Below are 19,413 nucleotides of genomic sequence, written 5' to 3'. Positions count from 1 at the left end.
CAATAGTCGGCGACTATAGTTTCGCCCTTCTGCTGCAAGGGCCGGCAAATTGCAGTCCGGTGCCATGCTTTAGAGAAGCAGTAGCGCCATATGCTGCAAATAAGTGTTCCCTGGGACCTGTTGCCGCCGGACACATGCACTCTTTGACAGTACCATACCAAGCCTCCCGCATTTTCACCCCGGCAAACAGGATACCTGTGCAAACAAATTTGCAACGACATCAATCAATACGTCCTGTCGCCGGTAATGGAAGTGCTGTTTTGTAGCGTACCTGCTTGAGAGCAAAACTGGATCTTATTTTTTCTATTTCCGGCATCGGCGACAACTGCTCTATGATGAAATGCTCCAGCGACTCAATATCCGGCACGGCCACCCTAATAAGATAGTCGGCGTCACCGGACATCAGATAGCATTCCATGACCTCGTCTCGGGAACAAATCCGCGATTCGAATGCCTGCAACGACGTGCGGTCCTGGCGCTTCAAACTGACCGAGATAAAAACATTTAAATGCAGGCCGAGCTTCTGCGCATCCAGCAATGCGACATATTGCCGGATGATGCCCGCCGACTGCAGGGCCTTGACCCGCGCCAGACATGGGGATGGCGACAGATGCACCCGCTTAGCCAGTTCCACGTTTGAAAGATTGCTATCGCTCTGCAGCTCTTTCAGTATTTTCAGGTCAATATCATCAAAGCTCATTATGCTGCCATCTATTGATTTAAAAAAATTAAATGCTGAATATTGGACAATATTACAGCATAATCAGTTAAATATATTGTCTTCTATAAATTATAATATAGCCATCACGGAGACAATACGATGAACGATTTCAGCCTTGCCTATAACCCCCGGCACTTGAGCTCAGGAACAGACGACGATGACCCGCTTGAAACCCAGGAATGGTGTGATGCCCTTGCCTCTGTAACCACCGCGTCGGGGCCTGCCAGAGCCAAGCATCTGCTCAATGTCCTGCTCGATACAAGTCGCGATCTGAACATTCCCTGGCGGCCTGCTATCGGAACGCCCTATATAAATACGATTGATGCAGATGAGCAGGACCCATTCCCGGGCAATCTTGAAATCGAAGAGAAACTGGCGTCCATCATGCGTTGGAACGCGCTGGCCATGGTGGTGCGCGCAAATGGTCAGTTTGCCGATCTGGGCGGCCATATTGCCAGTTACGCCAGTGCCGCTGATTTGTTTGAAGTCGGCTTTAATCACTTCTTTCGCGCTCCCCAAGACGGTGTGGCAAGTGATCTTGTCTTTTTTCAGCCCCATTCCTCACCGGGTGTTTATGCACGCGCTTTCCTGGAAGGCCGGCTGGATGAGCAAAATCTATTGCACTATCGGCAGGAAATAAAAGCAAAACGCGCAGGCGTCATGGGCCTGTCCAGCTACCCTCACCCATGGCTGATGCCCGATTTCTGGCAATTTCCCACAGGATCCATGGGCATTGGCCCGATCAGCTCGATTTACCATGCCCGGTTTATGCGCTATCTGCAGCACAGGGGCCTTCAGAACACTGAGGGCCGCACCGTGTGGGGCGTATTCGGTGATGGCGAGATGGATGAACCAGAAAGCATGAGCGCCCTCACCCTGGCCGCCAGAGAGCGGCTGGACAATCTTGTCTGGGTTGTCAATTGCAACCTGCAAAGGCTGGACGGCCCGGTCAGAGGCAACGGAAGGATTATCGACGAGCTGGAAATGCTGTTCAAAGGCGCCGGCTGGCACGTGATCAAACTGGTGTGGGGTTCAGACTGGGACGCACTGCTGGCCCGTGACGACGAAAAGGCGTTGCAAAAAATCTTTGCTGAAACGGTAGACGGGCAATTTCAGACTTTTGCCGCCAAGGACGGGCGTTACAACCGTGAGCATTTTTTTGGGCAAAATCCGCAGTTGAAAAAACTGGCCGACGCGCTCAGTGACGAACAGATTGACATGCTCAAACGCGGCGGCCATGATCTGGTGAAAATCCACGCTGCTTATAAAGCGGCCGCCAATCACCCAGGACAGCCGACCGTCATTCTGGCCCAAACGAAAAAAGGGTTTGGAATGGGCGATACCGGCCAGGGGAAAATGACCACGCACCAGCAAAAAAAATTAACGAAGGAAGCGCTTCTGGCCTTCCGAGACCGTTTCCACCTGCCATTGACAGACACGCAGACCGAAAATCTTGAATTTTACAAACCCGACAGCGCTTGCGCGGAGATGCGCTATCTACAGGAACGTAGAAAAGCGTTGGGTGGCAGCATGATGAACCGTAACCAGGCCGCCCCGCCGTTACCTGTACCAGCTATTGAGCACTATGGACAATTTGCCATCAAAGCCAACGACAAGGTGATGTCAACCACCATGGCATTTGTGCGCATGCTCGGTGGCTTACTGAAGGACACCCAATTAGGCAAGCATGTGGTTCCCATCGTGGCAGATGAGGCACGCACCTTCGGCATGGCCAATTTGTTTAAACAGGTAGGAATTTACGCGAGCGCGGGCCAGCAGTATGAACCCGAAGATATCGATTCGATTCTGAGCTACCGCGAAGCAAAAGATGGACAGATTCTGGAAGAAGGCATCAGCGAAGCCGGAGCAATCAGCTCATGGGTAGCGGCCGCAACCAGTTACTCGGTGCATGGGATAGCCATGCTGCCGTTTTATATTTTTTACTCCATGTTCGGATTCCAGCGCATAGGAGATTTGATCTGGGCTGCTGCAGACCAGCGGGCAAGGGGCTTTCTGCTCGGGGCCACTGCCGGACGAACCACGCTTGGCGGCGAAGGCCTGCAACACCAGGACGGCAGCAGCCAGCTTATCGCATCAACGATACCCAATTGCCGGGCGTATGATCCTGCCTTCGCTTTTGAAGTTGCCGTCATTCTTGACCATGGCATGCGCGAGATGCTCGTTGAGCAAAAAGATGTCTTCTATTACCTGTCCCTGATGAATGAAAACTATGCGCAACCCACCCTGCCGGACGGCGTGGAAAGCGGCATTATCAAAGGCATGTATCCGTTTTCTGAACAGAACGTCGATAAACCTCGTGCAACAGTGAAACTGCTGGGTTCCGGCGCCATTTTTCCTGAAGTGCTGGCAGCAGCACAGTTACTGGCTCAGGATTGGAATATCGAGAGTGAAATATGGAGTGTTACCAGCTTTACCGAGTTGGCACGGCAAGCAAGACAGGCAGAGCGATGGACCCGCCTGCATCCAGACCAGCCAGCGCGCACGAGCTATGTGGCTGACTGCATCAACGGCGATATTCCGGTGGTTGCTGCCACGGACTATGTACGGGCGCTGCCACAACTCATTGCGTCGTATATCAACTGTCCTTATACAGTACTTGGTACAGATGGCTTTGGCCGTAGCGACACGCGAACCAGACTTCGCGAATTCTTTGAGGTCGACAAATTTTCAATTGTGATTGCTGCGCTCAATGCGCTTGCGCTACAGGGCAAAATAAGCAGAACACTATGCGCTGAAGCGCTGGCACGCTATGAGATCTGCGTGACCGATTTGGCGCCCTGGGAGTGTTAAGTGAGCTCACAAATTTCCGACACGCAGACCTATAACCCTATCGGATTGACCCCAATTGGCTAGAATGTGACATTAGCTCCATTTTGGCCCAAAACATGACATACGCCGTAAAAGAACTTTTCAAAACGCTGCAAGGCGAAGGGGCGCAAGCGGGCCGCGCGGCCGTCTTCTGCCGGTTCGCCGGGTGCAACTTATGGTCTGGCCGCGAAATTGACCGCGCTTCGGCCGCCTGTACGTTTTGCGACACTGATTTTGTTGGAACCAATGGCATTGGTGGTGGTAAATTTGGCACCGCGGTTGATCTGGCCGGAACGCTGGCCAAAACCTGGGGGCCAGACCGGACTTCACGCTATGTCGTGTTTACCGGCGGTGAGCCCCTGCTGCAACTGGATACCGCCCTGATCGACGCGGTTCATGCCGAAGGCTTTGAAATTGCCATAGAAACCAACGGCACCCTTGCCGCACCGGCTGGCATCGATTGGATTTGTGTGAGCCCGAAGGGAAACAACCAGTTAGTTCAAACGCGCGGCAATGAACTAAAACTTGTCTTTCTGCAGTCCGATGCCCCGCCCGAGCGATTTGAGACCCTGGATTTTTCGCATTTTTTCCTGCAGCCCATGGATGGGCCGGATCGCCTGGCCGCCACTGAACATGCGGTGCAATACTGCATGGATCATCCCAAATGGCGGCTGAGCGTGCAAACTCATAAATATATAGGCATTCCATGATTACCGTGACCCGTGCGCTGCACTTTGATGCCGGCCACCGCATTCCTGATCACAAAAGCCAGTGCCGCAACATGCATGGCCACCGCTACACGCTTGAAATAACGCTCTCGGGCCCTGTTTCAATGGTTGACGGCGCGCCCGACCGCGGCATGGTGATCGATTTTTCCGATGTCAAAGCCATCGCCAAGGCGCTGATCGTCGACGTTTGGGACCATGCTTTCCTGGTCTATAGCGGTGATACGGTCGTGCGTACTTTTCTGGAATCGATAGCCGATCATAAAACCGTTGTACTGGATCGCATTCCGACTGCTGAAAATCTGGTCCAGATTGCATTCGATACGCTTGCCGCCGCTTATCTGGCGCAGTACGGTGACCGGCTCAAATTGACACACGCCAGACTATACGAAACCCCGAACTGCTGGGCAGATTGTTATGCTCCCCAGGTTTAAGATGCCGGCCTGCCCTAATCATTAGACGCAAGGCTATAACACTCTGAATGTTTTGCCCGATAATGCCCGCAGAATTCCTGTGAAGGGCGTCAGTTTAGACGCCCTCTAACCTCACCTCGCGGAAACTCCCTCACGGTCGGTCATTTGAGCCGATATGCTATTGGGTAAGGTATTGCAAACGCGCAATCATCGTGGGGATGTGTTCCACGCTACGGAAAGTTCGAAGTCCGGCGTTGACGCACTTTACACACCGCTCCTACACTAAGCCGTGTCATCAATGGTGCCTACGACGGCCGGCCACTTCAAGTTTACTCATTCTTCGACGACGCCGTGCCCGGATTCCAAGAACTGCGACCACGTGGGAACACGGTCGATTCTTGTGCTCCCACAGCCGGTGGGCTTGCCAATTGGCCAACGACGGTCGCGGCCGGCCCATGCCTGTTTCGTACCAACGTTCAAGCCGCTTCAACGCAAGAGTCAAGAGCGCAAACATAGTGACCACGAGCTTGTCAACAAACTAAAATCCATACAAAGAGAACATGCCACATGAATAACCGGATACGATCAGTTCGTTTTTTCGCACCTGTTTTAACCCTGTGCGCAGCCATCTTTTGCGGCGCATCCCTCGCGCAAAATTTTCCCAACCACACAGTCACCTTCATTGTGGGATACAGTCCCGGCGGCGCCATTGACCAGTCGGCTCGCCTGTTAGCGCAGGAATTATCAAAGCGCTGGGGGCAACCCATTGTTGTAGATAACCGCCCGGGCGCCAACGGCACAATTGCAGCCACCGCCGTCGCCAATGCCAAACCGGACGGCTACACCATTCTGGTAACAGCAACAAGCCATAATCTGAATAAATTCGTTAACAAAGATTTGCGATATGACGTTGAAAAATCGTTTTCACCTGTCGCGATGACCGTCGACGTTAGTAATATACTGGTAGTCAAAGCCGATGCGCCCTATCAAACCCTGGACCAGTTTATAACCGCCGTAAAAGCAGCACCGGAGCAATTTAGCTATGCATCGCAGGGAATCGGAGGTATTCCGCATCTGGCCGGTGAAATGTTCAAATTGAAAACGGGCACCCGCATCATGCATGTGCCTTATAAAGGAGCCGCGCAAGGAATGACGGATTTGATCGGCGGTGTAGTAGATATGTCGATTCCTTCCACCGGCAGCGTAATGAATTTTATCGAACAGGGAAAACTGCGTGCCCTGGCTGTTGCCTCAAATCAGCGCTTCAAGCAACTTCCGAATGTTCCCACTTTTGCCGAAAGCGGTGTACCAGACTTTATAGTCAGCACGTGGCATGGATTGCTGGCTCCGGCAGATACGCCGCCTGAAATAGTATTTAAGATCAATGCTGATGTAAACGAAATTATTCAAAAAGAAGCGTTCAAAAACGCCTTGCTTACCCAAGGAAGTGTCGCTGCCGAACCCTTGACCCCCGACCAGTTTTCCCAACGATTAAAAAAAGAACTCAAGATCTATGGGGAGGTTGCCAGCGCCATCAATCTTGGCGCTCAATAAAGCCCTCAGCGTCGACGGTCAGGCACGATATTGATCATTCCGCCTGACAAAACATGCAATCTATCACATCGTCTAAAAAATCCGATAACGATAGAATGCCCGATCTAGTTCGAAATCAGACGGAGACAAAAATTGAGTATTTCAACCCTTTCACCCAGGCGAATATCTGCTTGCAATCGCTTTGCAAGAAAACCGTTGCTAACGCTATTTTTTCTTTTATCGGCCCTTGCTTTTTCCTGTGCTTGGGCACAGTCGACTTGGCCAGACAAACCGGTGCGTCTGATCGTTCCTTACCCTGTCGGTGGATCTACAGACGTGCTTGCCCGGATGATGGCAGACTATTTTTCGAACACGCTGGGCCAGCCCTTTATCGTAGAGAATCGTGCAGGAGCTAATGGCAATATCGGTGCCGCATTTGTTGCCAAAGCAGCTGCCGACGGCTATACGCTGCTCCTGTCAACCACAGGCCCGCTATCGCTGAACAAGCTGGTGTACACAAACACACCATTTGATCCAGTCCGCGATTTCGCGCCAATACTATTGGTCGCGCAGGCACCTCTCGTACTGGTTGCTCACCCCTCTGTACCGATAGCGACGATGGATCAATTTATTGCAACCGTCATGCATGCACCTGGGAAATATACCTATGCTACCGCTGGTAAGGGTTCCATGGGCCACATGGCAGGCGAGATGATTCAGGTTCAGACTGGCACAAAAATATTACACGTTCCCTATAAAGGCTCAACACCAGCCATGAACGACCTTATCGCAGGCGTTGTCGATTTCAGTATAGATCTCGTACCCACTTATTTGACCCAAATCCAGTCCGGAAAAGCGCGTGCGATTGCCTCTTTGGGTGAGACGCGCGACCCTTCACTACCTGACACTCCAACACTGCGTGAAGCTGGCATTCCGACCTCGGCAACCGGATGGATCGGGCTGGCAGGTCCTGCAGGCTTACCGGCGGGTATCATTGACACACTGAATGGGCAAGGCAATAAATTTTTAAATAGCCAGGACGCTCGCTCCAGACTGGACAAGATAGGATTACGCCCTTTGGGTGGCGACGCCGCCCAATTTGGTCAGTTCATCTTGGCCGAACTGGCAAAATGGCAAACAGTTGCAAGAAATCTTTCATCCACCATCAATAAGTGATCACCATGTCTTTGTCGCCCTTGTCCCCCTTACGGCCCGAAGCCCCGCTTGTAGATACTCACGCACACCTGTATACCCTGGATATGCCTCTGAACGCGAATGCCTGGCATGCGCCGACGCAGGATGCAAGCGTTGAACGATACCTATCGGTCCTGGACGAACATGGGGTACAGTTCGCCGTGCTCGCTGCGGCCAGCATCTATGGCGACTACAACGATTACCACATCAGAGCCTGTCGTCGACACCCCCGGCTGCGCACCACAATCATTGCCCATCCCCAGCTTGACATGTATACACTTGAACGGATGAAAAATGATGGCGTGGTAGGAATACGTCTGCAGTGGCGCAACGTCAAAGACCGTCCAGATCTGAACTCTACAGAATATCGCAGATTGCTCAAACGAGTGGCGGATCTGGACTGGCATGTGCATGTGCACGATGACTGCCATCGCCTGCCGCAGACAATCCGTTTGCTCGAACAAGCCAACGTCAAAGTCGTGATCGATCATTTCGGGCGGCCTGATCAGGAACATGGGCTCACCTCGGCCGGGTTCCAGGCAATACTGCAGTCAATTGACAAGGGCAACACATGGGTCAAATTGTCCGCCGGATTCAGGCTTGCTTCTCAGGAACTCGCGCGGCAATGCGCTGCCCAGCTTCTCAAATCGGCCGGGCCCGAACGGCTATTATGGGGCAGCGATTGGCCTTTTGCCGCCTTTGAAGAAAGAATCAGTTATGCCGATACCATTGCTGCGTTTAAAAGCTGGGTGCCCGATGAACAAGCACGACGCAAGATTGCGGGTGAAACGGCATTGCAACTCTATTTTTCGTAGAACCTGCAACAGCCCCTATCCCCTGTTAATTCATAGCTGTAATGTTCAGCCGGCCGGCATGTCTTTTCGCCAAGTGAAAAGCGCACAACTTGATATTGACCCTGCCGATGCCTGCTTCTAAACTGAATCGATCCATTTGAGCATCAGCTCACACTAGGCCAGTTCATTATGATTTTCACTGAAGTACGAGACGATACACCGTCATTTTCTGTCGATACACACGCCCACGTTTATGACCTGAGCAGGTACCCGCTTGCCGAGAGCAGCGGATTTTCAATACTGGCCAACGAAACGGGATCGGCCCAACACTATGCTGCGGTCCTGGATGCGCATGGAATAAGCCATGCCGTGCTCATCAATCCTCTTGGTGGATACGGTGTCGATAACCGAAATATGCTGGATATCATTGGCGCCTCCAACGGACGCTTCAAGGGTATCGCCGTCGTTCCCCACGACATCACCGAGGCGCAACTGGACGCCATGATATATGCAGGTGTCGTTGGAATACGCTTCAATTTGAGTTTTCCGGCCAGTCCGGCGCTAACCGGCGCTGGCGGCGCAAGACTGCTTTCGCTGGCCGAAGAGCGCGACCTTATCGTACAGATTCATTACCACGAAGAAGCCCACTTGCTGGCTGCATTCGATATATTGCGGGTATGCCGATCGCCTATCGTGATTGACCATTGTGGTCGCCCTATATTGGAAAAGGGTGTTAATCAACCCGGATTTCAGGCACTGCTGGAACTGGGACGATCACACAACGCTATCATCAAGCTGTCGGGGCTATTTCGTTTCTCCGTACAAGGCTGGCCTTATCACGATGTGGAGCCCTATGTTGCAAAGCTCATCGAGGCTTATTCAGAGGACCGTTGTATCTGGGGATCAGACTGGCCCTTTCTGCGCGCTAAAACGCGCATCGATTACGGACCGGAGCTCAATATGCTTTCCCACTGGTTCCCGGACATGGCGGACCAGCGCAAGGTGCTCTGGGATAACCCGGCCCGAATTTTTGGCATCAAGGAAATATAGATGTTTCTGGATCCTCTTACCGCACCCGGCTTTAAACGCTCGTTGTTCAATGCAATCGTCGCACCCCGCCCTATCGGGTGGATCAGTACGATCAGCAGTTCAGGCAAGGTCAATCTGGCCCCCTTTTCTCAATTCAATCTGGTTTCGACCGCTCCGGCCGTCGTGATGTTCTCGTGTAACACGCCGGACGATCGACTTGAAAAAGACACATTGGCCAATGTAAGGGATACAAAGGAATTTGTGACCAACCTCGTTTCCTGGGACTTGCGCGAAGCGATGAATCTGACATCCACGCCCTGCCCTCAGCATATCGATGAGTTTGAACTGGCGGGGCTGGAAAAGGCGCCCTCAGTTTTCGTACGCCCGCCACGTGTCGCGGCGGCCCCCGCCAATCTGGAATGCCAGCTTTTGCAGATCGTCGAGATATTGCCAGCACATCCAGGAGAAACGCGCAGCAGCATGGTATTAGGACGCGTGGTGGGCATACATATGGACGAACAATACATGACAGAAGATGGTCGCTTCGATTCGGGCAAGGCCAGGCCAATAACGCGCCTGGGCGGGATCGACTACGCCACTGTTGGTACTGTATTGCAAATGCCCGCGCCCTTTCGCCGTGCAGGCCAATCTAATTGATCCGCAGTTTATTTATCAAGGTTAACAACATGCAATCATCCCCAGACCAGACCATGAGCCCGTTCAGTGTACGCAAACGCAGTTTCCAAATCTTCGATGAGGCCTCATCAGAACAGGTCGGGGGCCTGCGACGGTGGCTGATGCGGGGGCAAAATTTCATCGTGGAATGGCTCGAAGCCGACGCCGACGGTGAAACGACCTCTGTGCAAAGCATACACGAGACATTGGTTCTCATGCCCGAAGCAGGCGGCACGATCCATCAGGAGCAAAAGCCTGCGGTAACCGCAGCGGCAGGCTCGATTTGCATCGTACCAGCCGGCCCCTATTCGATCACGCTACAACGCGGTGGTCGCTACTGCGTCATTGCCTCATCACGCGACGATATTGATCTGAAAAAAATGCTGAACGCGGCGGCCTATTTGGATCCGGACCCACGAGTAAACCCAGTGGGAAAACCTTATCGACGCCTGACCCGTCTCGACGCAGTCCAGGTGCTGCAGCTGAACGATATTGCTGCGCCCGCGGACAATCCCCGTCTGAAAATGTTCCAGACAGAAACGCTCAGCATCAACTGGGTGGATTACGATGGCCCTCGTTCGCGCACCCAATTGAGTCCGCACAGCCACGCCAATCACGAGCAGGGATCACTGGCTATCAAGGGCCACTATAAACACCATTTACGAGTGAAGTGGGGCAAAGACGCCAATCTCTGGCAGGACGATGAACACTGTGACGCGTCATCCCCATCACTGCTCGTCATCCCGGTTTACCTTATACATACGTCTGAGGGAGTCGGTCAGGACCAGCACGTGCTTGTGGACATATTTTCGCCCCCACGCGGTGATTTTATTGCCAAAGGATGGGTCTATAACGCCGGTGACTACACCGCTGAAGCATAACCCGTCCGCCTTTGCTCTTATCCAGTGGTCGGCGTGTCGTCACGAAACAATGCGGTCAATGTGCGTACACTGTAGCGCCATGAAAGGTCGGGCTGGCGCAGCAATGTCTCTTTGACCGCCGCAATCATGATAGGCGGTCGCGAAGGCAGCACGGGCTCGCCGTCGGCCGCATATAAACTCATAATATAGCCGCAGCGTGCCTGCTGGTCCTGTACCTGTTCAAGTCGAAAATTTTGCACGATATGTAAAGACAGACGCGGGCCCCGTTGCCTGCGTATACGGTAAAAATCCTGTATCTGCGCCTGCCCCTGTCGCGTCTTCATACTCGTGGAGAAGATCGCGTCTGCGGTATAAAACTCATGTGCCCGCACCCCGCCATTGGCATCTACTTCATACCAATAGTCAACGGCCAGCGCCTCAAGCTCCTGTCTTATTGAAAGCATTTTCTGCATTTTGTCCTCAAATGGAAAGATTCAACATGATCCATTCCAATGCTACTGAACTAGACTCATTACCGCTACGGCGCCGAGAATATATTTCGTCTGACGGAAAGCTCAAACAGAGTGCTTGGTGCGCCACCTGCGCGTCCGTATACTCATTTTTATAAAAGATCAGTGCAAATTGACAACACTATAAATGCCAAAAGGAGACGCCTTGAATCTGATACGTTATTGGACTTTAACCGCAGCGTCCTTAATCCCCCTGGCCGCTTGTGCTGCCAGTGAATATCCGACGAGACCCATTCGGATCATCGTACCTTACGCTGCGGGTGGATCCGATCATTACATCCGACCACTACAAGAGCGCTTACAGGAAAAACTTGGCCAAGCTGTTGTAGTCGAAAATGTGGGTGGTGCAGGTGGTGTTGTCGGCTCCTCCCGGGTGGCTTCCGGCAAACCGGACGGTTATACAGTGCTGTTTGCCGGTAGCGGAGCAATTGTTACCGCTCCCAAAATAACAGGAGCCACCTATACCTGGAAAAGTTTTGCGCCAGTGGCTAATGTCATCGCAATTCCATTCACCCTGGTCACTCATGAGCGATCGGGCATCAAAAACTTCAAGGATTTTCTGGCTCGGGCACGCGCTGCGCCTGGCAAAATCCGATACGCCTCTCCCGGACATGGCACATCAACACAAATGGCAGCCGATGCCATGGCCGCTGTCGCCGGAATAACAATTGAGGAAATACCGTACCAGGGTGGCGGGCCCGCCACAACCGCATTGCTCTCTGGCATCGTCGAAACAGCCATTGCCACACCAAGCCTTATCATGCCACAAACGCAGGACGGAAAAATAATCGCTTTGGCTGTTACCAGTGCGCAGCGCTTTGCTCCTTCACCAGATGTCCCAACGATGCGTGAACAAGGCGTAGACATTGCTGTGGTAGCACGCTACGGTTTCTTCATGCCGCATGGTACCCCCCCGGATATTGTTAACAAATTTTCCGGCGCCGTTGAATATGCGATCAAAGACCCTCGCTACATTGACCTGATGCAAAAGAGCTACAACGAAATTGAGTTTTTAAACCCTGCAGACTACGGTCATGCAGTAGAAGAGGAAGACCAATTCTTTACCAAGCTCATGCAGGATATGGGAATGAAAATAAAATAGGCTCGCTTGAGTGTTTCTCAAAAACATCACCGCTTACACCGAACAAACTATATATGAAACTATCAAAACCATCTACTAATCGAGCACAGATCGGGACATTCATCAAATCAAGTTCCGCACATGTCGTTGAAATTCTAGGTCTCAGTTCGCTCGATTTCGGTGTCCTGGATGCCGAGCATGCCCCCCTGGACAGATCTGCGCTTGATCTGCTTATGCTTGCCGGGAGAGCGGCAAACTGGCCATTGATGGTCCGTATCCCTGATACGGCCGCCTCAACTATTCTTTCGGTACTTGATATAGGTGCAGCGGGCTTGCTTGTACCACATGTCGATAATGCCCAGCAGGCGCGTGCTATTGTAGGTAAATCGCGCTACCGTGATGGCGAGCGAGGCTTTTCAAGCTCGCCGCGTTCAGCCCGTTACGGGACGCTTAGCATGCAACAGTGCTTAAGCGACGCAGAAGGCACCTTGATCATTGCCCAGATCGAAAGTAAAGCTGCAGTCGATTCAATTGAGGATATATTGTCTGTTGACGGCATCGACGGCATTTTTATAGGCCGCGCAGACCTTGCCCTGTCCTTTGGACTTGACGATCCGAAACATGCGCTCGTCACGCGCGCGACTGAGCACGCCATGAAAAGTGCCCGAGCGGCTGGAAAGATTGCCGGCATCGCAGTGGGCAATGTTACAGAGCGAGATACCTATGCAGCACTAGGAGCGAACTGGATTGTCGTGGGATCCGATCAATCCTTATTGCGTCAAGCCGCAAAAGCGGCCGCATCCTGCCTGGTCGTGTAATATAAAACCTGACCGGGTTTTCAAGAGACACGATTAAAGGCCGAGCCTGGATAAATCGAAATACGCCGTCAATTTTTTGCAGGAATCTGTTTTGAGCTCATCTCAATCCGTTCGCTCCGTTGCGCGCGCCATCGGCATCTTACAGGCCATGAATCGTCAACCCGTCTCGACAATAGATATGCTGCACCTTCAGACCAGCCTACCCAAGCCTACCATCGTACGTCTGCTGAGAACGCTCGAGGATCTGCTGCTGGTGCGACACGCGCCGCAACACGGAGCCTATTACTTGACTTCGGAAGTCCGATCTTTGTCCTCTGGCTATCATAGTGAGCCTCAAATTGTCGAGGCTGCCATGTCGCTCATGGATGCAATGACATTGAAGGTCAAGTGGCCAATGGCGATCGCCGTTTTTGAAGACAATGCGGTGGTGGTTCGCTACAGCACCATTCCGCTGTCTCCGCTGGCGTTATTACATTCATCGATCAACATGCGTCTGAGTCTGGCTAGCCGGGCATTAGGACGCGCATATCTGGCGTTTTGTGACAATGAGGAGCAGGAAATTATACTTGACGCCCTCACCCTCTCGAATAATGTGGAAGATGCACCTACTCGTGATCGGGTAGCCTTCCAGGCTTTACTCCAGGATATACGCAGCAATGGCTATGCCACAAGAAGCAGGACAGTCCGGCCGGTGTCGCAAACGATCGCCGTTCCGATTCTCGTTCAAAACCGAGTCGTTGCCACAGTTGGCCTGACTTTTTTTTCGTCAGTCCTGACTGATAAAAAAGCGATTGCCACCTATCTTGCGGATCTGCAGGAACTGGCACGAAACGTGAGTACCCGCCTGCAGCAATTGGATAATCCTTCGCATGACCAAGCACTCTCGAACGCGAAGAACAGCTTGAAACACAAAGACAAATAAGTCATTTGCAAAGCCCACGCTGCTGGATGCACGATTTCATTGTTCAAAGCGCTACAGCAATCGCTGCAATGCACATTCCAGCCAGCGAAAAGACCAGATTGGCGATTGGACAAAAACGCTTTCCAGAGGCAAGATTGCGCTAATGCAACAAGTAAAAAACACAATCTGAATTTTTCAGTCATCAATTCGTTTTCACATCGAACTGGCGCGGTAACGCGACCTGGCAAACTGTCCTGGCCGAGAATCAAAACTCACATGTATTCTTTTACGAATGGAGCACACTGAAGTTCGTCGAATGAGATAAGTGAAAGCAGCAATACATTTATTTTTTCAATCACTTGATCCCTATTAATGCATTAATCATTCACTAGAAAAGAGCCCTCATGCGCCTAAGTAAAAATCTTGCTCATTTTTCCAGCTCGGTACTGGTCTGCTTAGCCCTTTGTCTACCAGTTCAGGCACAGGCAATATATCCAGAAAAGCAGATTCACATGGTGATGTGCTGTGTCGGCGCAATCGACGCGGTGGCGCGAGCAATAGCCGATGACATGTCCGACATACTCGGGCAGGCTGTTGTCGTTGAACCCAGACCTGGAGCAGGGGGTGGGATTGCCGCCAATCATGTCGCGAAGGCTAAAAACGACGGATACACCATTTTGGTAGGAACCAATGCAACCCATGCTGCGAATCAAAGCTTATATCGGGATCTGCCCTACGATTATGTCAAGGATTTTGCCCCCATCGGAGGGATTGGCGCTGGTGCTATGGTGTTACTCGTACCAGCAACTTCAACGATCCATTCTGTTGCTGAACTCACAGCAAAAGCCAGACGGGAACCTGGAAAGCTGACCTATGGGTGGGCCGGAACCACGCCACGTATCGCAATGGCGCTATATAGTCAATTGACCCACACCCGACTGCTGGAGATCCCATACAAAACCAACCCCCAGGCGACGACCGATCTTATTGGCGGGGAATTTGACACAATGTTTGCTGACTTGAATACCTCGGCGCCAATGGTCAAGGCGGGTAAATTGCGCGCCCTGGCTGTTTCCGGCGGCACACGCGCCCTCGTGCTGCCCGATGTACCTACGATGCAGGAGGCAGGAGTGGAAAATTATAGTCTGACCTGGTGGGTCGGAATGTGGGCTCCTGCCGGAACGCCCACGCCAATTGTGGAGCGTCTCAATATTGCACTCACCAAGGCAGTCTCATCGGATCGTCTTGCACAATTGTTTCGCAATACCGGTGCTACTCCGATGCCAATGTCCCCCACCGAACTGATGCAATTTCAAATTTCTGAAAACAGCAAATGGGCCGAAATTGTTAAAAATGCCGGCATTAAGCCTCAGTGAGAAAAAATGTTTTTCGACCTTAGAAATTCTCGTTTGGTAAAACCATCGATTTTCAACGCAATTGTGGCACCACGACCTATTGCCTGGGTAAGCTCGTCAAGCATAGACGGGACTATCAACCTCGCTCCATTTTCGTATTTCACCCTACTTTCCAGTAGCCCTCCAACCGTGATCTTTTCTTGTGTGAACCCCGTCGACCGACGAGAAAAGGACACCCTTCGAAATATACGCAGTTCTAAAGAATACGTAATAAACATGGTCTCCAGAGCGTTTCTTGAAAGCATGCATGTAACCTCGGAGCCTGCCCCATATGGAGTCAATGAATTTGACATGGTCAATCTGCCTGCAATACGCAGTGAAACCGTACAAGCTCCGCGTGTCGACGGAACACCGGCCGCACTCGAATGCCGTTTACTCACACTGGTCAGGATTCGTCCCGAACTGCCCGACGATCTGGGTTGCACAGCCGTCATCGGCAGAGTTACCGGACTTTATGTCGCCTCGCACTTGCTCGATGCCGCCGGGCATTTCAGGTCGATAGATGCGGGTTTAATGGCCAGACTCGGAGGAAATCTTTATTCAGAGCTTGGGCAAATTACACAACTGGCATCTGTTGCCCATAATCATAAAGCTCGTTAAATGACTCCTTCGCTATGGTGTTTGCGCGATATTTGGTCAGTAGAATAGTGCCAAATAGATTCCTCTTAGGCTCACCACGTGCTACGCCAAGCAATTCACTTTTTGGTTCATCTCTTGTGTATACGCGCCTGCCGTACAGTGTTGCGCTTGCACTGGTTGTTAATGACGTGTAGCAGAACCCGCTGCTGCTGCTGACCGCAAATTCACAAGATAGATGACACCAGCGGTCACAAACAGCATAGCAGTCACCCCCATTACCACCCAGATAAAGGCGGAGTCAAATGAAGCGAAGGCAATCGACAGCAGCCATTCGCCCTGTTCGGCCGGTAGTTGCTCTGCCACCAGATGCGCCTGATCCAGGCTATCACGTACAACATCCGGCAGTAAAGAATCGGCGGGCAGCACCAATTTCATCGTATAAATCACAGACATGATACTGCCGAAAATAGTGACTCCCATCGCACCACCCAGCTCATAGGCCACCTCTTCGATTGACGCGGCCATTCCAGCCCTGCTGGCCGGAGCATTGTTGATAATGGCAGTGGACGCGCCGGTGATCGCCGCGCCCGCGCCAAAACCAAAGACCGCCAGAGCCACTGACCACCATAGTACGGCGCCATCGAAAACAAACAGATACCAAAGCGAACCGACACCCGAGACCAACAGTGAAAGCCACAGCAGGCGAGCCGTGCCCAGCTTTGGCTGCAGCGACCCCATTAGTGGTCCGGCAAAAAAGGCAGCAAGTGGAATTGGCAGAATTAACAGACCGGCCTGCAAGGGTGAGTAGCCGCTTACCAGTTGTAACCGCTGGCTAAAGACAAGTTCGAATCCAATGAGGGTCGCCGACATAACAGATGCGGCGATAACACCAAGCAGAAACTGTTTATTGCGAAACAAGCCAAGGTCAATCAAGGGTGCCGCGCTGCGCTTTTGCCGACGTAAAAAAAGGGCCAAAGCACCAGCTCCGAGCGCAAGCGTAATAACAAATGCCATCCAGTCAGCCTGCGGTTTTCCCAGCTCCTTGATCGCGTAGGTCAGGCAAATTAAAGCAACCATGATTTGCCCGGAACTGATCAGATCCCATTCTCGCGTCTTATCACCCGGCCGCTGTTCCAGAACGCGTGCGCCCAGCACAAAGGCGATCACGACCACCGGCACGTTGATCAGAAAGACCGAACCCCACCAGAAAAACTCCAGTAAAATACCTCCGACCACCGGCCCGAACGCGGCGCCGCCCGACGCGACAGCGGCCCAGATACCAATGGCAAAGGCGCGTTCCTTATCATCATCAAAGGTCAGTCGAATAATCGACAATGTTGCCGGCATCATCATGGCAGCGCCCACGGCAAGCAATACACGGCTTGCTATCAGCACTTCGGAGCCAGGCGCGAAAGCGGCAACCACCGATGCCACCCCAAACACCAGTAAACCGTTAAGAAAAAGTTGTTTGTGTCCCAGACGGTCACCCAGCGTACCCAGGCCCGGCAGCAGACCGGCAACCACCAATGGATAGGCATTGATGATCCATAGCTTCTGTGAAGTACTGGTCTGCAGATCATGCGTCAGACGCGGCAAGGCGGTGTAAAGCACCGTCATGTCAATGACAATAAGAAACAGCGCGCTGGAAACGATAGCCAGTATGAGCCACCGGTTATGTGAATGTTTGAGGTTTGCAGTCATGATAAAAAATCCGTTCGCGCCAAGGGCCATGAGTAAAGGCCCAGCGCATTGCAGTCACATACTGGATAGCACCAACGTGTGCGTTCGATCCTGTCCGATATGTCTGCTTTGTATGGAATCAAATTATTCCTTGTGGGAATCAAGAGATGTACTATAATATAAATCCATACGTATGGAAAGTAATTATTGATATGAAAGACAACAAACCACAAACTGCGGGCAGGCCGCGTTCAATTGACCGAGAAAAGTTGCTGGACATAGCAGAGACAATTGTTGCACAGCACGGTGTCGCCGGCCTGACGATGGACGCGCTGGCCCGGGCCGCTAATATTACCAAGGGCGGCGTACAGTATTGTTTCGGTAATAAGGAGGGCCTGATCAAGGCGATGATCATGCGCTGGAGTGATCATTTTGACGCCGAGGTTGCGCAGGCTGCAGGCGGCAATACTGATGCGCTGGCGCACGTACGCGCCCACATAAAGGTCACCCGAGAGGCTGATGTACAGGATGAGTCTCGTTTTGCCGCCATGCTTGCCGGCCTGATTCCGAACTCCGACCAGCTGGCCGACACTCGCGCCTGGTACGCCAGGCAATTGCAGGGGCTGGATTTTTCCACTGAACAAGGACGCAATGCCCGGCTGGCCTTTATCGCCAACGAAGGCGCTTTCCTGCTGCGCAGTTTTAACTTCTTTGATCTATCGCCACAGGAATGGCAGGCGGTATTTGGAGATATCGAACGCCTGCTTGAACCACCCGATTGACCCCTACGTCCTATTTAATCGTTTCTTATGAGGAACGAAAAAGCGTTGGCTTTTTTTGCGATAGAACGCCCGTGGCGCAACGCGCACATTTATTCAGGAAAAAAGCTGCTCGATAAGTAACAGCACCACACAGGCACCGACCAGAGCTGGAATAAAAACAAACGGAAACCCATAACCGTCCCATAATTTGGGCACGCCGTAAGGTTTGGAAGAGATGTCGTCTATCATGCCAATTTCCTTATATTGACTATTATCTGAATTTGTTATTGTAGCCCAACCCATTTTTCCCGGACTTGATGCCGGACAATGTTCTGGGTCAATCAGGTGAATAGATTGTTCAAATACAGGGGGTCGCCATCTCCCCTTGCGCGAGACGCATCTTGGGAAGGCGCCTGTTCAATAACGGTGTCTGCTCAATTAATAGATTAACAAAGGGACCAGTTACGGCCTGCGCACTAAAATTGCATGAGCCATATATGCGCACACCTTTGCAGGCAGAAGACCTGGGTCAATGCTGCCTCCTTTTTTGCCAAATGCCATGATTTAGTATCGTGTCAGATCGTGCGTGCCCGGACACAACGCACTGGAAAAAGTTAAAAAAAAGCCCGTCCTATAAACGGGCTTTATGCCATGGCAAGCACTCGAAATTTAGCAGTTACCTTTCTTGGCTTGTCCTGGAGGGCAAAAACGACCGCCGCCGCCACCGCCCCTATGATGGCCACCGCCATCATAGCCATATGGATAAATACCGCCTGGATCGACTGAAACAGAAGGTCCCCGGGCCGTACAGCCAGCCAGGAAAACGACAGAAAGGCCAAGAAACGCAATCATTTTTTTCATTATGGATTCCCCAT

Annotated in this window: 20 protein-coding genes; 15 read left to right on the top strand and 5 right to left on the bottom strand. The window is 52.1% G+C overall.

What is annotated here, in order from left to right; genetic code table 11:
* Positions 1-220: 220 nt before the first annotated feature.
* On the bottom strand, positions 221-700 hold the full coding sequence (locus EV681_RS18295) for an Lrp/AsnC family transcriptional regulator (protein WP_128394704.1): 480 nt from the start codon (positions 698-700) through the stop codon (positions 221-223).
* Positions 701-820: 120 nt separating this feature from the next.
* Between EV681_RS18295 and mdeB the strand changes: the two genes are divergently transcribed.
* From mdeB to EV681_RS18250, 9 genes are all read left to right on the top strand, one after another.
* Positions 821-3,532 (top strand): alpha-ketoglutarate dehydrogenase, encoded by a 2,712-nt coding sequence (gene mdeB / locus EV681_RS18290; protein WP_130304805.1) that lies wholly within the window; start codon positions 821-823, stop codon positions 3,530-3,532.
* A 95-nt stretch (positions 3,533-3,627) separates the two neighbouring features.
* On the top strand, positions 3,628-4,260 hold the full coding sequence (gene queE, locus EV681_RS18285; protein WP_128394706.1) for a 7-carboxy-7-deazaguanine synthase: 633 nt from the start codon (positions 3,628-3,630) through the stop codon (positions 4,258-4,260).
* The gene (gene queD, locus EV681_RS18280) at positions 4,257-4,709 is read left to right on the top strand and encodes a 6-carboxytetrahydropterin synthase QueD (protein ID WP_130304804.1); all 453 of its coding nucleotides are present in this window, start codon (positions 4,257-4,259) and stop codon (positions 4,707-4,709) included. Before queE ends, queD begins: the two co-directional genes overlap by 4 nt.
* Positions 4,710-5,255: 546 nt before the next feature.
* A complete protein-coding gene (locus EV681_RS18275; RefSeq protein WP_130304803.1) occupies positions 5,256-6,242 on the top strand; it encodes a Bug family tripartite tricarboxylate transporter substrate binding protein in 987 nt (328 codons plus the stop codon).
* A gap of 273 nt (positions 6,243-6,515) precedes the next feature.
* Positions 6,516-7,397 carry a Bug family tripartite tricarboxylate transporter substrate binding protein gene (locus EV681_RS18270; RefSeq protein WP_128394709.1) on the top strand — a complete coding sequence of 294 codons (882 nt, stop codon included), beginning with the start codon at positions 6,516-6,518 and terminating at the stop codon, positions 7,395-7,397.
* A 5-nt stretch (positions 7,398-7,402) separates the two neighbouring features.
* Positions 7,403-8,230: an amidohydrolase family protein gene (locus tag EV681_RS18265; RefSeq protein WP_130304802.1), complete on the top strand. Its 828-nt coding sequence runs from the start codon at positions 7,403-7,405 to the stop codon at positions 8,228-8,230.
* A gap of 168 nt (positions 8,231-8,398) precedes the next feature.
* On the top strand, positions 8,399-9,259 hold the full coding sequence (locus EV681_RS18260) for an amidohydrolase family protein (protein WP_130304801.1): 861 nt from the start codon (positions 8,399-8,401) through the stop codon (positions 9,257-9,259).
* On the top strand, positions 9,260-9,895 hold the full coding sequence (locus EV681_RS18255) for a flavin reductase family protein (protein WP_130304800.1): 636 nt from the start codon (positions 9,260-9,262) through the stop codon (positions 9,893-9,895).
* A 29-nt stretch (positions 9,896-9,924) separates the two neighbouring features.
* Positions 9,925-10,794, top strand: a complete 870-nt coding sequence (locus EV681_RS18250) for a cupin domain-containing protein (protein WP_130304799.1) — start codon at positions 9,925-9,927, stop codon at positions 10,792-10,794.
* A gap of 17 nt (positions 10,795-10,811) precedes the next feature.
* Here EV681_RS18250 and EV681_RS18245 read toward each other — a convergent pair whose 3' ends face one another.
* Positions 10,812-11,237 carry a hypothetical protein gene (locus tag EV681_RS18245; RefSeq protein WP_242612318.1) on the bottom strand — a complete coding sequence of 142 codons (426 nt, stop codon included), beginning with the start codon at positions 11,235-11,237 and terminating at the stop codon, positions 10,812-10,814.
* 211 nt (positions 11,238-11,448) lie between these two features.
* On the opposite strand from EV681_RS18245, the gene EV681_RS18240 reads away from it, so the two are divergent.
* From EV681_RS18240 to EV681_RS18220, 5 genes are all read left to right on the top strand, one after another.
* A complete protein-coding gene (locus tag EV681_RS18240; protein WP_165393117.1) occupies positions 11,449-12,405 on the top strand; it encodes a Bug family tripartite tricarboxylate transporter substrate binding protein in 957 nt (318 codons plus the stop codon).
* Between the two features lie 53 nt (positions 12,406-12,458).
* Complete coding sequence (locus tag EV681_RS18235; protein ID WP_130304797.1) at positions 12,459-13,202, top strand: HpcH/HpaI aldolase family protein; 744 nt, start codon at positions 12,459-12,461, stop codon at positions 13,200-13,202.
* A 91-nt stretch (positions 13,203-13,293) separates the two neighbouring features.
* On the top strand, positions 13,294-14,124 hold the full coding sequence (locus tag EV681_RS18230) for a DNA-binding transcriptional regulator (RefSeq protein WP_130304796.1): 831 nt from the start codon (positions 13,294-13,296) through the stop codon (positions 14,122-14,124).
* Between the two features lie 383 nt (positions 14,125-14,507).
* Positions 14,508-15,479 carry a Bug family tripartite tricarboxylate transporter substrate binding protein gene (locus tag EV681_RS18225; RefSeq protein ID WP_130304795.1) on the top strand — a complete coding sequence of 324 codons (972 nt, stop codon included), beginning with the start codon at positions 14,508-14,510 and terminating at the stop codon, positions 15,477-15,479.
* 6 nt (positions 15,480-15,485) lie between these two features.
* Positions 15,486-16,118: a flavin reductase family protein gene (locus tag EV681_RS18220; protein WP_130304794.1), complete on the top strand. Its 633-nt coding sequence runs from the start codon at positions 15,486-15,488 to the stop codon at positions 16,116-16,118.
* A gap of 159 nt (positions 16,119-16,277) precedes the next feature.
* Here the strand turns inward: EV681_RS18220 and EV681_RS18215 are convergent, their stop codons facing one another.
* Positions 16,278-17,798: an MFS transporter gene (locus tag EV681_RS18215; protein WP_207227102.1), complete on the bottom strand. Its 1,521-nt coding sequence runs from the start codon at positions 17,796-17,798 to the stop codon at positions 16,278-16,280.
* Positions 17,799-17,989: 191 nt separating this feature from the next.
* Here EV681_RS18215 and EV681_RS18210 point away from each other — a divergent pair, with 191 nt between their 5' ends.
* On the top strand, positions 17,990-18,559 hold the full coding sequence (locus EV681_RS18210; RefSeq protein ID WP_165393116.1) for a TetR/AcrR family transcriptional regulator: 570 nt from the start codon (positions 17,990-17,992) through the stop codon (positions 18,557-18,559).
* A gap of 93 nt (positions 18,560-18,652) precedes the next feature.
* On the opposite strand, the gene EV681_RS22780 is transcribed toward EV681_RS18210, so the two are convergent.
* A complete protein-coding gene (locus EV681_RS22780) occupies positions 18,653-18,787 on the bottom strand; it encodes a hypothetical protein (protein ID WP_278044092.1) in 135 nt (44 codons plus the stop codon).
* A gap of 420 nt (positions 18,788-19,207) precedes the next feature.
* Positions 19,208-19,399: a hypothetical protein gene (locus EV681_RS22875; protein ID WP_130304791.1), complete on the bottom strand. Its 192-nt coding sequence runs from the start codon at positions 19,397-19,399 to the stop codon at positions 19,208-19,210.
* Between the last annotated feature and the right edge of the window lie 14 nt (positions 19,400-19,413).

The organism is Advenella incenata, from assembly GCF_004217095.1.
Taxonomy (GTDB): Bacteria; Pseudomonadota; Gammaproteobacteria; order Burkholderiales; family Burkholderiaceae_B; genus Advenella; species Advenella incenata.
Note: the sequence above shows the minus strand (reverse complement) of the source record. Positions and strands in the feature narration are given on the sequence as shown.